The sequence below is a fragment of the Nocardioides aestuarii genome (assembly GCF_039527245.1).
Taxonomy (GTDB): Bacteria; Actinomycetota; Actinomycetes; order Propionibacteriales; family Nocardioidaceae; genus Nocardioides; species Nocardioides aestuarii.
On sequence record NZ_BAAAJT010000002.1, the window covers coordinates 433668 to 446411 of the forward strand.

Annotated in this window: 13 protein-coding genes; 4 read left to right on the forward strand and 9 right to left on the reverse strand. The window is 72.4% G+C overall.

What is annotated here, in order from left to right; all coding sequences use genetic code 11:
* The first annotated feature begins 11 nt into the window (after positions 1-11).
* Together ABD091_RS02220 and ABD091_RS02225 are read left to right on the forward strand one after the other, a co-directional pair.
* A complete protein-coding gene (locus tag ABD091_RS02220) occupies positions 12-2063 on the forward strand; it encodes a PTS fructose transporter subunit IIABC (protein ID WP_343915496.1) in 2052 nt (683 codons plus the stop codon).
* Between the two features lie 30 nt (positions 2064-2093).
* Positions 2094-2336, forward strand: coding sequence for an HPr family phosphocarrier protein (locus ABD091_RS02225; RefSeq protein ID WP_343915497.1), 243 nt, complete (start codon positions 2094-2096; stop codon positions 2334-2336).
* A gap of 63 nt (positions 2337-2399) precedes the next feature.
* On the opposite strand, the gene ABD091_RS02230 is transcribed toward ABD091_RS02225, so the two are convergent.
* The 8 genes from ABD091_RS02230 to rimP all read right to left on the reverse strand — a co-directional run bounded on the left by ABD091_RS02230 (position 2400) and on the right by rimP (position 10589).
* Positions 2400-3404, reverse strand: coding sequence for a hypothetical protein (locus ABD091_RS02230; RefSeq protein WP_343915499.1), 1005 nt, complete (start codon positions 3402-3404; stop codon positions 2400-2402).
* Entirely contained in the window at positions 3404-4339 is a 936-nt protein-coding gene (locus ABD091_RS02235) for a bifunctional riboflavin kinase/FAD synthetase (protein WP_343915500.1), read from the reverse strand. The genes ABD091_RS02230 and ABD091_RS02235 overlap by 1 nt, the downstream gene beginning before the upstream one ends.
* Positions 4340-4348: 9 nt before the next feature.
* The gene (gene truB, locus ABD091_RS02240; RefSeq protein WP_343915501.1) at positions 4349-5224 is read right to left on the reverse strand and encodes a tRNA pseudouridine(55) synthase TruB; all 876 of its coding nucleotides are present in this window, start codon (positions 5222-5224) and stop codon (positions 4349-4351) included.
* 4 nt (positions 5225-5228) lie between these two features.
* The gene (gene rbfA / locus ABD091_RS02245; RefSeq protein ID WP_343915502.1) at positions 5229-5675 is read right to left on the reverse strand and encodes a 30S ribosome-binding factor RbfA; all 447 of its coding nucleotides are present in this window, start codon (positions 5673-5675) and stop codon (positions 5229-5231) included.
* 78 nt (positions 5676-5753) lie between these two features.
* Positions 5754-8561 carry a translation initiation factor IF-2 gene (infB, locus tag ABD091_RS02250; protein WP_343915503.1) on the reverse strand — a complete coding sequence of 936 codons (2808 nt, stop codon included), beginning with the start codon at positions 8559-8561 and terminating at the stop codon, positions 5754-5756.
* Between the two features lie 133 nt (positions 8562-8694).
* The gene (locus tag ABD091_RS02255) at positions 8695-9012 is read right to left on the reverse strand and encodes a YlxR family protein (protein WP_343915504.1); all 318 of its coding nucleotides are present in this window, start codon (positions 9010-9012) and stop codon (positions 8695-8697) included.
* A gap of 106 nt (positions 9013-9118) precedes the next feature.
* Positions 9119-10096, reverse strand: a complete 978-nt coding sequence (nusA, locus tag ABD091_RS02260; protein ID WP_343915505.1) for a transcription termination factor NusA — start codon at positions 10094-10096, stop codon at positions 9119-9121.
* A gap of 1 nt (position 10097) precedes the next feature.
* Entirely contained in the window at positions 10098-10589 is a 492-nt protein-coding gene (gene rimP, locus ABD091_RS02265; RefSeq protein WP_343915506.1) for a ribosome maturation factor RimP, read from the reverse strand.
* 84 nt (positions 10590-10673) lie between these two features.
* Between rimP and ABD091_RS02270 the strand changes: the two genes are divergently transcribed.
* Positions 10674-11210 (forward strand): hypothetical protein, encoded by a 537-nt coding sequence (locus ABD091_RS02270; RefSeq protein WP_343915507.1) that lies wholly within the window; start codon positions 10674-10676, stop codon positions 11208-11210.
* Complete coding sequence (locus tag ABD091_RS02275; RefSeq protein ID WP_343915508.1) at positions 11207-11641, forward strand: ferritin-like domain-containing protein; 435 nt, start codon at positions 11207-11209, stop codon at positions 11639-11641. Before ABD091_RS02270 ends, ABD091_RS02275 begins: the two co-directional genes overlap by 4 nt.
* A gap of 153 nt (positions 11642-11794) precedes the next feature.
* On the opposite strand, the gene ABD091_RS02280 is transcribed toward ABD091_RS02275, so the two are convergent.
* Complete coding sequence (locus ABD091_RS02280; RefSeq protein ID WP_343915509.1) at positions 11795-12727, reverse strand: zinc metalloprotease; 933 nt, start codon at positions 12725-12727, stop codon at positions 11795-11797.
* Between the last annotated feature and the right edge of the window lie 17 nt (positions 12728-12744).

Genomic DNA, 12744 nt, shown 5'->3' on the forward strand with positions numbered 1-12744 from the left:
GAGCACCACCCATGTCCGACCTCATCACCACCGACCTGGTCCGGCTCGACGCCGGGCTCGGCGACACCAAGCAGGACGTCATCAGGTCCCTTGCCGCCGTCGTCGGCGACGCCGGCCGGGCGACCGACGTCGACCAGCTGGTCGCCGACGCCTTCGCCCGCGAGGAGACCTCCGCGACCGGGCTGCCCGGCGGCATCGCCATCCCCCACTGCCGCACCACCGGCGTGGAGGAGCCGACGCTCGCCTTCGCGCGGCTCTCCCCCGGCGTCGACTTCGGCGCCAAGGACGGACCGGCCGACCTCGCCTTCCTGATCGCGGCTCCCGCCGGCGGCGACGCCGACCACCTGACGATCCTCACCCAGCTCGCGCGGGCCCTCGTGAAGCCGGCCTTCACCGACTCGCTGCGGTCGGCCGAGACCCCCGAGGACGTCGTGGAGCTCGTCCACCGCGAGCTCGGCCTGGGTGGCGCCCCGGCGGCCGCGGCTCCCAAGCACGCCGCCCCGGCCGAGGCGCCGGCTCCGGCCGCGGCGTCGACCGACTCCGGCCGACGCCGGAGCTTCGTCGCCGTGACCGCGTGCCCGACGGGCATCGCCCACACCTACATGGCCGCCGAGGCCCTCGAGGCGGCCGCCGAGCGGGCCGGCGTCGACCTCCAGGTCGAGACCCAGGGGTCGGCGGGCTCCACGCCCCTCTCCCCCGACGTCATCGCCGCGGCCGACGCCGTGATCTTCGCCGTCGACGTCGGTGTGCGCGACCGCGGTCGGTTCGCCGGCAAGCCGGTCGTCTCCTCCGGCGTCAAGCGGCCGATCGACGACGGGGACGCGATGATCGCCGAGGCGCTGCGCTACGCCGACGACCCGAACGCCCCCCGCGTCGAGGGATCGGCCGCCGCGAGCGAGGGCGGCGGTGCGGCCGAGGAGACGTGGGGCGGCCGGATCCGGCGGGTCCTGATGACCGGTGTCTCCTACATGATCCCGTTCGTGGCGGCTGGTGGTCTCCTGATCGCGCTCGGGTTCCTCTTCGGAGGCTACGAGATCACCGGACCAGGCGGGGACATCGCCACCGGCAACTCGCTCTTCGACCTCCCCGACCCGGATGCCCTGGGCCTCGAGCACGCCCTGTTCGGCAGCCCGTTCTTCGCCTACCTCGGCGCCCTCTTCTTCGTGCTGGGCGCTGCGGCATTCGGATTCCTCGTGCCGGCGCTGGCGGGTTACATCGCCTACGCCATCGCAGACCGTCCCGGCATCGCTCCCGGCTTCGTCATGGGAGCAATCGCCGGCACGCTGCAGACCGGGTTCCTCGGCGGCATCATCGGAGGCGTCCTGGCTGGCTTGGTCGCCCACTGGATCGCGGGCTGGAAGGTGCCCTCGTGGGCCCGTGGACTGATGCCGGTCCTCGTGATCCCGCTCCTGGCGACGCTGCTCAGTGGCTTCGTCATGGTCGTCGTCCTCGGCAAGCCGCTCGGCAGCCTGATGAGCGCGCTGTCGGACGGCCTCACCAGCATGAGCAACAACCCCGGTCTCGCGATCCTGCTCGGGGCCGTGCTCGGCCTGATGATGGCCTTCGACATGGGCGGTCCCCTGAACAAGGTGGCCTATGCGTTCGCCACCACCGGACTCGGTGCCGCCGCGGCCGCGACCGGCGATGCGCCAGAGCTCAAGGTGATGGCTGCCGTCATGCTCGCGGGCATGGTCCCGCCGCTCGCGCTCGCCCTCGCCACCGTGGTGCGGCCCGGACTCTTCACCGTGCCGGAGCGTGAGAACGGCAAGGCAGCGTGGCTGATGGGCGCCTCCTTCATCACCGAGGGCGCCATCCCCTTCGCCGCCGCCGACCCGCTGCGCGTGATCCCGTCGATCATGGCCGGATCGGCCGTGACCGGGGCGCTAGCCATGTCGCTCGACGTCACGCTGCGTGCACCGCACGGCGGCATCTTCGTGTTGTTCGCCGTCGGGAACATCCTCGGGTTCCTCGTGAGCCTGGTCGTCGGCACGCTCGTGGCCACCGCTGCGGTGGTCGGTCTCAAGACGGCCTTCAGGACCACCACCGACGTCGCTACCGTCTGACCCAGCCACACCCAACAGGAGAGGGAACCCATGCCCAGCAAGTCCGTCGTCGTCGGCTCTGCCGTCGGCCTCCACGCCCGCCCCGCCGCCATCATCGCCGAGAAGGCCGGTGAGCTCGACGCCGATGTCACGATCAACGGCGTCGACGCCAGCTCGTCGCTGATGCTCATGACGCTGGGCGCCAAGAACGGCGACACCGTCGAGGTCGAGAGCGACGACGAGGCCGCGCTCGACACCATCGCCGCCCTCGTCGAGCAGGACCTCGACGCCTGACGCAGCGGTAGTCCGGTTGATTCGTGCTCGTCGCGTCGTCGATCGCGACACGAATCAACCGGACTACCCGTCGCCGGCGTCGCTGTCGGCGCGCAGGGCGAGGTAGCCGGCGCGTACGCCGACGGCGCGCTCGAGCTCAGCCAGCACGTCGCTGAAGAACTGCTCTTTGTAGGTCTCGTCGGTCAGCACCGCGACGGTGAAGTAGAGCGCCGAGAACGCCGCGAGGAAGACCGACACCTGCAGCAGCTCGACCGACAGGTTGTCGAGGTAGGGCAGGTGGTGGACGGTGCCGCCGGTCCAGTGCTGCTGGACCTGCGACGTCATGACGATGCCCCCGAAGACGACGAAGAAGACCAGCACCGACACGGCCAGCAGCAGCACCTGGGCGACCTGGGTGACGAGCAGGACCAGGATCAGGTTCCACCGCTCGAAGCCGGGGACGTCGCCGTAGCCCTGCAGCGACAGCTCCTCCCCCCGCCGGTCGAGCATCTCCGTGGCCGGCCCCTCGATCGGGGTGCCGCGCACCGCGCGCCGGACCAGGGCGACGTCGATGTCGTCGTCGACCCGGTCGACCTCCTCGGGCAGCCTCACCAGCAGGAACAGCACCGCGATGCCGCCGAAGAGCACCAGCGTCAGCCACAGCACCGAGCCGTCGAGGCTCGCCGACAGCTCCCACACCTCCGCGTTGATGAACAGGAAGGTGATGAAGAGCAGGAGCAGCGGCAGGGCACGGGTGACGAGGGGCAGCAGCTGGCGGAGGCTGGCGCGCGTCCGCCGCAGCGCCCAGCCCAGGATCGGCCGGGCCCGCAGGGCCGTGAGCCCGTAGGACAGCGCCGCCAGCACCGCCAGGAAGGTGAGCGTGGCGGGCGCGAAGGACGCCTGCCCCGTGAGCCACGTCAGACCCACCGCTCCCCCGACGGCCGCGACGGCGACGAGCAGCATCACCGGGACCGTCCGCCGCGGTCGGAGCGCTGCCCGTGCGAGCGCGCGCTCGGAGGGCACGAAGTAGGGCAGCCCGTTGCGGACGAACCACGGCTCGATGTCCCGGCGCCAGGCCCGGTCGCGCATCAGCCCTCCAGCAGCTCGCGGGTGCGGCGTACGTCGTCGGCCATCGTCTCCAGCAGCGGCTCGATGCCGTCGAAGCGCACCATGCCCCTGATCCGGTCGACGAAGGCGACCTCGACCTCGACGCCGTAGAGCTCGAGGTCGTCGCGGTCGAGCGCGTAGGCCTCGACCCGGCGCTCGCGGTCGCCCGCGAAGGTCGGGTTGGTGCCGACGCTGATCGCGGCCGGGAACCGGTCGCCGGTGTCACGGCGGGTCAGCCACCCGGCGTAGACGCCGTCGGCAGGGGCGGCGCTGCCGCTGCGGATCGGGACGTTGGCGGTCGGGTAGCCGAGCTCGCGGCCGCGGCGGTCCCCCTCGACGACGACGCCGCTCACGGCGAACGGTCGGCCCAGGGCCTCGGCCGCGCCGGCCACGTCGCCGGCGGTGAGGCAGGTGCGGACGTAGGTCGAGGACCAGACCTGCGGCCCGCCGTCGAGCTCGACTCCGTCGGCGACGAAGTCGCGGGTGGCGCCGGCCTCGACGAGGGTCGCCACGTCGCCGGACGCGCGGCTCCCGAAGCGGAAGTTCGCGCCGACGACGACGGTGGAGGCGTGGAGCGCACCGACGAGCACGCGGTCGACGAACTCCTCGGGCGACCAGGCCGCGATGTCGCGCGAGAAGGGAAGCGCGAAGACGTGGTCGACCCCGGCCTCCCGGAGCAGGACGGCCCGGTCCTCGAGCGTCGTGAGCGCGGACGGGGCGTGCTCGGGTCGCAGCACCGCCATCGGGTGGGGGTCGAAGGTGACGGCGACGACCTCGTGGCCGTCACGGTCGGCGAGCGCCCTGGCCCGGTCGATGACCGTGCGGTGGCCACGGTGGACGCCGTCGAAGTTGCCGATGACGACGACGCTGCGGCCGCGGCCGCCGGGGATCTCCTCGAGGGTTCGCCAGACCTGCACGGGGGAACCCTACTGACCGGCACCGTCGACGAAGACGGCGACGGGGCGGGCGCGACCCCCGGACTCCTCGTAGAGGGCGAGGAAGGTGCCGTCCGGGGCGAAGACCGCCGCGGGGCCGGACCCCGGCAGCGCCACGTCGAGACGACGGCCGAACCGGACGTCGACCGCCTGCTCGGCGTCGAGGTCGACGGAGGGGAAGGCCGCCCGCGCCGCGACGGCGATGGCGGTCTGCCGGAAGTCGGCCTCGAGCTCCTCGAGGGTGAGGGCCGAGGCCAGGTCGAAGGGCCCGACGGCCGTACGCCGCAGGGCCGTGAGGTGGCCACCGACCCCCAGGGCCGCACCCACGTCCCGCGCGATCGCGCGGATGTAGGTGCCGCTCGAGCAGCGCACCGCGATGTCGACCTCGTCACCCCGCACGTCGGTCACGTCGAGCTCGTGGACGGTCACCGTCCGGGAGTCGAGCTCGACCTGCTCGCCGTCACGGACCCGCTGGTAGGCGCGCTTGCCGTCGACCTTGATCGCCGAGACGGCGCTGGGGACCTGCTGGATCTCCCCCACCTGGTCGGCGAAGGCGGCCCGGACAGCCGCCTCCTCCAGGGCGTCGGTGGACGCGGTCGCCACCACCTCGCCCTCGGCGTCGTCGGTCGTCGTGGTCACGCCGAGCCGGACCGTGGCCTCGTAGCGCTTCTCGGTCAGCATCAGGTGACCGAGCAGCCGGGTGGCCCGGTCGACGCCGAGGACCAGCACGCCGGTCGCCATCGGGTCGAGCGTGCCGGCGTGCCCGACCTTGCGGGTGCCGGCCAGGCGGCGTACGCGGCCCACGACCTGGTGGGAGGTGAGGCCGCCGGGCTTGTCGACGACGACGAGGCCGGGGGTGGCGCCCACGCCGTCAGGCCTCGTCCTGCTCGTCCTCGATCTCGCGCGGCTTCTTGTAGGGGTCGGCCTCGCCGGCGAAGGTCGAGCCGCGACGCGCCGCGGCCTCCTCGTCGAGCGCCTTCGCGCGGGCCAGCACCTCGTCGAGGTGACGAGCGTTCTCGGGAAGCGCGTCGTGGACGAAGGCCAGCGACGGGGCGTGGCGCATGCCGAGCTGCTTGGCGACCTCGGAGCGCAGCAGTCCCTTGGCCGACTCCAGGGCCGCGGCGGTGCTGTCGACGGACTCGGCCTCGCCGAGCACGGTGTAGAACACCGTCGCCTGCTGGCTGTCGCCGGAGACCCGGACGTCGGTGACCGTCACGAAGCCGAGCCGCGGGTCCTTGATCCGCCGCTCGAGCATCTCGGCGACGATCACCTGGATCCGGTCGGCGATCTTGCGCACGCGCGGGTTGGTGGAGCTCATCGGTTCATCCTGTCAGTGGTGCGGGGCCCGACGGGCCCGGCCGTCTCCGGCCGGGCCCGTCGGGTGTGCCGAAGGCGATCAGTCGCGCGGGATCTCGCGCATCTCGAAGGCCTCGACGACGTCGTCGATCTTGATGTCCTGGTAGTTCCGGAGCACCAGACCGCACTCGAAGCCCTCGCGGACCTCGGACACGTCGTCCTTCTCGCGCCGCAGCGAGGCGAGGTCCAGGTTGTCCTGGATCACCGCGCCGTCGCGGAGCACGCGGACCTTGGCGTTGCGGCGGATGACGCCGCTGGTGACCATGCAGCCCGCGATGTTGCCGGCCCGGCTGGAGCGGAAGATCTCGCGGATCTCGGCCTGGCCGAGCGAGACCTCCTCGTACTCCGGCTTGAGCATGCCCTTGAGCGCGGCCTCGATCTCGTCGATCGCCTGGTAGATCACGGAGTAGTACCGGATCTCCACGCCCTCCTTGTCGGCCATCTCGGTCGCCTTGCCCTGGGGGCGGACGTTGAACCCGATGATGATCGCGTCGGAGGCAGCAGCGAGGTCGACGTTGGTCTCGGTGATCGCACCGACACCGCGGTCGATGACCCGGAGGCTGACCTCGTCACCCACGTCGATCTGCGACAGCGCGTCCTCGAGCGCCTCGACCGAACCGGACACGTCGCCCTTGAGGATGAGGTTGAGCTCCTGGCTCTCGCCCTTCTCCATGGAGGCCATGAAGTCCTCGAGCGTACGGCGGACGCGACGCTTGGCCTGCATGGCCGCACGCTCGCGCGCCTCGCGCTTCTCGGCGATCTGGCGGGCCATCCGGTCGTCCTCGACCACGAGGAAGTTCTGACCGGCGCCGGGGGCGGCGTTCAGACCCAGCACCATGGCCGGACGCGACGGGTCGGCCTCCTCGATGTTGTCGCCGTGCTCGTCGAGCATCGCGCGGACACGGCCGTAGGCCGGACCGGCGACGATCGAGTCGCCGACCTTGAGCGTTCCGCGCTGGACCAGCACCGTGGCCACCGGACCGCGACCGCGGTCGAGGTGGGCCTCGATGACCAGGCCCTGGGCGTCCTGCTCGGGGTTGGCGCGCAGGTCGAGCGAGGCGTCGGCCGTCAGGACGACCGCCTCGAGCAGACCCTCGAGGTTGGTGCCGGCCTTGGCCGAGACGTCGACGAACATCGCGTCGCCGCCGTACTCCTCGGGGATCAGGCCGTACTCGGTCAGCTGACCGCGGACCTTGGTCGGGTCGGCGTCGGGCTTGTCGACCTTGTTGACCGCCACCACGATCGGCACCTCGGCCGCCTTGGCGTGGTTGAGCGCCTCGATCGTCTGGGGCATCACACCGTCGTCGGCCGCCACCACGAGGATCGCGATGTCGGTCGCCTGCGCACCACGGGCACGCATCGAGGTGAACGCCTCGTGACCCGGGGTGTCGATGAAGGTGATCCGCCGCTCCTGGCCCTCGACCTCGGTCGTGACCTGGTAGGCACCGATGTGCTGGGTGATGCCACCGGCCTCCTTGTCGACGACGTTGGCGTCGCGCAGCGCGTCGAGCAGCTTGGTCTTTCCGTGGTCGACGTGACCCATGACGGTGACGACCGGCGGCCGGATGGCCAGGTCGTCCTCGTCGCCCTCGTCGGACCCGAACTCGATGTCGAACGACTCGAGCAGCTCGCGGTCCTCGTCCTCGGGCGAGACGACCGAGACGACGTAGTTGAGCTCCTCACCGAGCAGCTCGAAGGTCTCGTCACCCACGGACTGGGTGGCGGTGACCATCTCGCCGAGCGAGAACAGCATCTGCACCAGGGCAGCCGCGTCGACGTTGATCTTCTCCGCGAAGTCGGTCAGCGAGGAGCCACGGGCGAGACGGACCGTCTCGCCGTTGCCCTTGCGGACCCGCACGCCGCCGATCGTCGGGGCCTCCATGGCCTCGAACTCCTGGCGACGCGCCCGCTTGGACTTGCGACCACGTCGCGAGGGACCGCCGGGGCGGCCGAAGGCGCCCTGCGTCTGGCCACGACCACCGGGACGACCGCGGAAGCCGCCGGGGCGACCGCCGCCGGGAGCGCCGCCACCGGGGGCACCGGCGCCCGCGGGGGCGCCGCCACGACCACGGCCGGGCGCACCGCCGCGGCCACCGCCCGGGCCGCCGCGACCGCCACCGGGGGCGGGACGGGCGCCGGGGCCGGAGCCGAAGGCGGCCGGGGACTTCGGCATCATCGCCGGGTTCGGACGCGGCATGCCGGGGGCACCGCCCCGACCGCCGCCACCGGCCGGCGGGCGCGGCGGACGGTTGTCGTCCTGAGCGCCCTCACGCGGCGCCGGGGCGGGCCGACGGCCCATGCCCTGGCTGGAGGCGAAGGGGTTGTTGCCCGGGCGCGGGGCGCCGGGCCGGCCGACGGGACGCGGGGCCGGCTTGGGACCGGGCGTGGCGCCACCGGCGGGACCCGACGGCTTCGGCTCGGCCGACTTCGCGGCCGGCTTCTCGGCCGGGGCCTCCGGAGCAGCCGGAGCCGCCTTCTTGGCGGGCGGCCTGGGCGCGGCGGGCTTCGGCGCGGCCGGGGTCGCGGCAGCGGCCGGCTCCGCCTCGGCGGCGGGCGCGGGTGCAGCCGGCTCCTCGGCCGGGGCCGCCGGAGCCGCCTTCTTGGCCGGAGCAGGCTTGGCGGCCGGCTTCTTCTCGGCGGGTGCGGACTCAGCAGGCGCGGCGCCGGCGGCCGGGGTGGCCTCCTTCAGCGCAGCGCCGTACTCCTTGCGGAAACGCATCTCCGCGGGGAGCTCGACGGTCGAGCTCGCCGACTTGACGAACTCCCCCATCTCCTTGAACTTCTCGAGAACGAACTTGCTCTCGACTCCGAACTCCTTGGCGAGTTCGTGGACTCGGGTCTTGGCCACGTTTCTCCTTCTGGCCTGAGACCCGATTCCGGGGTGACTCTCAGACCGTTGGTGGGTGTGCTGCGAACAGCGGGCTCATCGCGAGGTACTCATCGAGTGCTCATGAGCTGTTGCTCCAGTTCCTGTTGGTCGGTCACTGCTGTCGTGCGAGGTGCTGGGCCAGCGGCTCGTCGGAGAGCCCGCCCGGGACCCTGAGGGCCCTGGCGAACGCCTTCCGGCGCACCGCGAACTCGTAGCACGCGGTCGTGGGGTGCAGGTGCGCCCCGCGGCCGGGTGCGGTGCCGGAGGGATCGGGGACGACGGCCGGGTGGCCCTCGCCGTCCGTGCCCGCCACGACACGCAACAACTCGCGCTTGGTGGTCCGCTCCCGGCATCCCACGCACGTGCGGACAGGTGTCTTCACAGGCGAGGACGTCGGGGTGATCACCGCAGACAACCTTAGCCGGTCCACGGGTGCAACACCGAACCGACCTCCTGCCGCCCCGCTCCGTCGTACCCGACCTCACGGTCGTGAACAGCGGCGATCACGACGCTGGTGCCGGGTGCGACGGGCAGGCTCAGTCGGCGGGCTGCTCCTCGTCGGACCGGATGTCGATCCGCCAGCCCGTCAACCGGGCGGCGAGCCGGGCGTTCTGGCCCTCCTTGCCGATGGCGAGCGAGAGCTGGAAGTCGGGGACGACCACCCGCGCGGACCGGTCGGCCTCGGACACGATCTGGACCGAGGTGACCCGGGCCGGGGAGAGCGCGTGGGCGACGAGCTGGGAGGGATCGTCGGACCAGTCGACGATGTCGATCTTCTCGCCGTGGAGCTCCGACATCACGTTGCGGACCCGCTGGCCCATCGGGCCGATGCAGGCACCCTTGGCGTTGACCCCGGACACCGTCGACTTCACGGCGATCTTCGTCCGGTGGCCGGCCTCGCGCGCGATGGCAGCGATCTCGACCGAGCCGTCGGCGATCTCGGGGACCTCGAGGGCGAAAAGCTTCTTCACGAGGTTGGGGTGGGTGCGCGAGAGCGTGATCTGGGGACCGCGCATGCCCTTGCGGACCGAGACCACGATGCACTTGATGCGGGTTCCGTGCTTGTAGTCCTCTCCCGGCACGCGCTCGCCGGCCGGCAGCAGCGCCTCGAGGCGCCCGAGGTCGACCATGACGTCGTCGGGGTTGCGACCCTGCAGGATCACGCCCGAGATGATGTCGCCCTCCTTGCCGGAGAACTCGCCGAACTTGATGTCGTCCTCGGCGTCGCGGAGGCGCTGGAGCATGATCTGCTTCGCCGTCGTCGCCGCGATCCGGCCGAACCCGGCGGGGGTGTCGTCGTACTCGCCCACCTGGTTGCCGTCATCGTCGAGCTCGGCGGCGAACACCGTGACGTGCCCGGTCTTGCGGTCGAGCTCCACCCGCGACTGCTCCACCGCGCCCGGGGTCTTGTGGTAGGCGGTCAGCAGGGCCTGCTCGATCGCCTCGACGAGCACCTCGAAGGAGATCTCCTTCTCGCGCTCGAGCGACCGCAGGATGTTGAGGTCGATGTCCATGTCAGGCCTCCTGGTGGGGGGAACCGCCGGGGCGGTTGAACTCGATCTGCACGAGCGCCTTGGCGACCTCGCCGAAGGGCAGGGTGCGGCCCTGGCCGCTGACGTCGAGGTGGGCTGCCTCGTCGTCGCACCCCGTGATGCGCCCGGTGAGCGTCTCACCGTCCGTGGTCGTCACCTTCACGAGGCGGTCGGCGTTGCGGCGCCAGTGGCGCGGCAACGTCAGGGGCCGATCGACTCCGCGGGAGGTCACCTCGAGCGTGTAGGGCTGCTCACCCAGCACATCGGCGTCGTCGAGGACGCGCGAGACCTCGTGCTCGGCCTCGACGAGGTCGTCGTGGTTGACACCGCCGTCGCGGTCGACGGCGACGCGCACGATCCGACGCTTGCCGGCGGGCGTGATCTCCACGGCCTCGACGTCGAGACCGAGGGCTCCCAAGGGGTCGACGAGCTCCGCCTCGATGCGGTCCCGGGTGGCGTCGTGCCTGGCTGTCACGGGGGCGACCTCCTTGTGCAGTTGGAAGTTGTCACCCTACCGGCTCCCCCGTGGTGCCGTCTGGACCGGGGATAGGGTCTGGCCGTGCCCGCCTCCCCGCCCCTGCGTACGTCGCGCCGCCGCGTCCTGACGGCCTCCGCCGTCCTCGCGCCCGTGGTCCTCGGCACCGCCGGCTGCGACGTGGTGGCGCCGGTGCCCGAGCCCTCGGGCGAGGATCGCTCCACGCCCACCGCGACGCCCTCGGACACCACGGGCGCCGGCGCGGACGCCGACGCGGACGAGCAGCTCGTCGAGCGGGTCGCCGACGACGTCGCGCGCACGCTCGCTCTCGTCGAGTCGGCGGGCCGCGGCCGCCCGTCGGTCAGGCGTTCGCTGCGAGGCGTGGCGCGCACCCACCGGGCCCACCTCGACGAGCTCGTGGACTCGCGGCCCACGACGCGACGGGTGCGCGTCGGTGGCGACGACGCGGCCGCCCTGCGCCGGACCCGGACCGCCGAGCAACGGCTCCAGCGCCGGCTCGCCGAGGCGGCCGTCGACGCGCGGAGCGGGCCGCTCGGGGCGCTGCTCGCCAGCATGGCGGCCGCGATCGCGCAGCAGCTCGCCACGGGAGCGCTCGCATGAGCCCGGTCGACGCGCTCCAGCGAGCCCTCGCGGCCGAGCACGCGGCCACCTACGTCTACGGCGCGATCGGCGCCGCGACGTCGGTGTCGGCGACCCCCGGCCTGTTCGCGTCGGTCGCGGCCGCCTACGGCGAGCACCGCGCGCGGCGCGACCTCCTCACGGCCCGGCTGCGCGACCGAGGCGCGGAGCCGGTCGCCGCCGACGCGGCGTACGCCGTGCCGGAGCCACTGCGCTCCCCCGCCGACGTGTCCGCGGCGGCGCTCGCGGTCGAGCGCGCCTGCGAGGAGACCTACGCCTGGGTGGTCGAGCAGACCAGCCGGGAGGACCGGCAGCTGGCGGTCACCGCCCTGACGAGTGCAGCGGTCCGCGCGCTCGCCTTCCGGGGAAGTCCCGAGATCTTCCCCGGAATCGGCGAGCACGCGGACCGTTGAGAACCGGAACCCGAGCCGGCCGGGTCGCCCGCCGCGGGAGTGGGGGTCCCACGACTGGTGCCTCGTGCACAATCCTGCACGTGGCGGTGAGGAAGCGCGAGAGTCGCGCCTCCTCACCTTTTCGCATTGCAGGTTTCTGCAACCAACGGGTGGTCAGGCGCGGTAGGCCGCCCACATGTCGTCCATGCGGGTGCTCTGCCCCGGGGTGAACTGGGTGTAGCAGCTGTCGTAGCTGTAGTCCATGTAGTTGTGGATCGGGTCGAGGCCCGGCAGCGAGCAGGAGTCGCGGCCCGCGGGACACCCGTTGGTGGCGCTGCCCTGGGCGGGGGTGTCGGCGACCTCGTCGTTGGTGGCGGTGCAGCCGCCCTGGAAGGTGTGGTAGAGCCCGAGCCAGTGCCCGGCCTCGTGGGTGGCGGTCTCACCGAGGTTGTAGTTGGCGATCGAGCCGCCCGGGAGTGAGTCCCAGTGGACCCGGATGCCGTCGACTCCCGGGTTCCGGGCGAAGTCCCACGGGAAGGTGGCGATGCCGAGATAGCTGAAGTCGACCAGCCAGATGTTCAGCGCACCGGCGCCGCCCTGGCGCGTGGCCTTGCGGTATTTCGCCGACGCCCCGTCGCGGTGCCAGGTGTTGTTGTAGTAGCGGTCGGTGCCCGCGAGGGAGAAGGTGAAGGAGGTGTCGGCGGCCGCGCTCGACTCCTGGCCCGCGTAGGTCTTGTTGAGCACCGCGACCTGGTCGGCGATCTGCTGGTTCGTGACGTCGCCGGTGCCGTCCTTGGCCGCCATCACGTGGACGTAGACCGGCACCGAGACCTCACCGGCGGCGGACGTGCCCCGTCCTGTGTCGAGGATCCGGTCGGTACGGCGGGCGATCGCGCGCTGCTCGGAACTCGACACCGAGCGGGTGTCGGGCCCCCAGCCGCCACGGGCGGACGACCCGTGGTCGTCGTGGGACTCGACGCAGACCGGCGTCGTGCCGGCGTCGGAGGCGGTGACCACCGCGGAGGCGGGGGTGGCCGGGAGACCGACCAGTCCGAGGGTGGCGACCCCCAGGACGGCCGCGGCGGTACGGCGGGACGAGCGTGGCATGGCGGTGGACCTTTCCC

Coding starts and splice junctions, on each gene's coding strand:
- ABD091_RS02220 (WP_343915496.1), top strand. CDS start 12: ATGTCCGACCTCATCACCACCGACCTGGTCCGGCTCGACGCCGGGCTC.
- ABD091_RS02225 (WP_343915497.1), top strand. CDS start 2,094: ATGCCCAGCAAGTCCGTCGTCGTCGGCTCTGCCGTCGGCCTCCACGCC.
- ABD091_RS02230 (WP_343915499.1), bottom strand. CDS start 3,404: ATGCGCGACCGGGCCTGGCGCCGGGACATCGAGCCGTGGTTCGTCCGC.
- rbfA (WP_343915502.1), bottom strand. CDS start 5,675: ATGAGCTCCACCAACCCGCGCGTGCGCAAGATCGCCGACCGGATCCAG.
- nusA (WP_343915505.1), bottom strand. CDS start 10,096: ATGGACATCGACCTCAACATCCTGCGGTCGCTCGAGCGCGAGAAGGAG.
- ABD091_RS02275 (WP_343915508.1), top strand. CDS start 11,207: ATGAGCCCGGTCGACGCGCTCCAGCGAGCCCTCGCGGCCGAGCACGCG.
- ABD091_RS02280 (WP_343915509.1), bottom strand. CDS start 12,727: ATGCCACGCTCGTCCCGCCGTACCGCCGCGGCCGTCCTGGGGGTCGCC.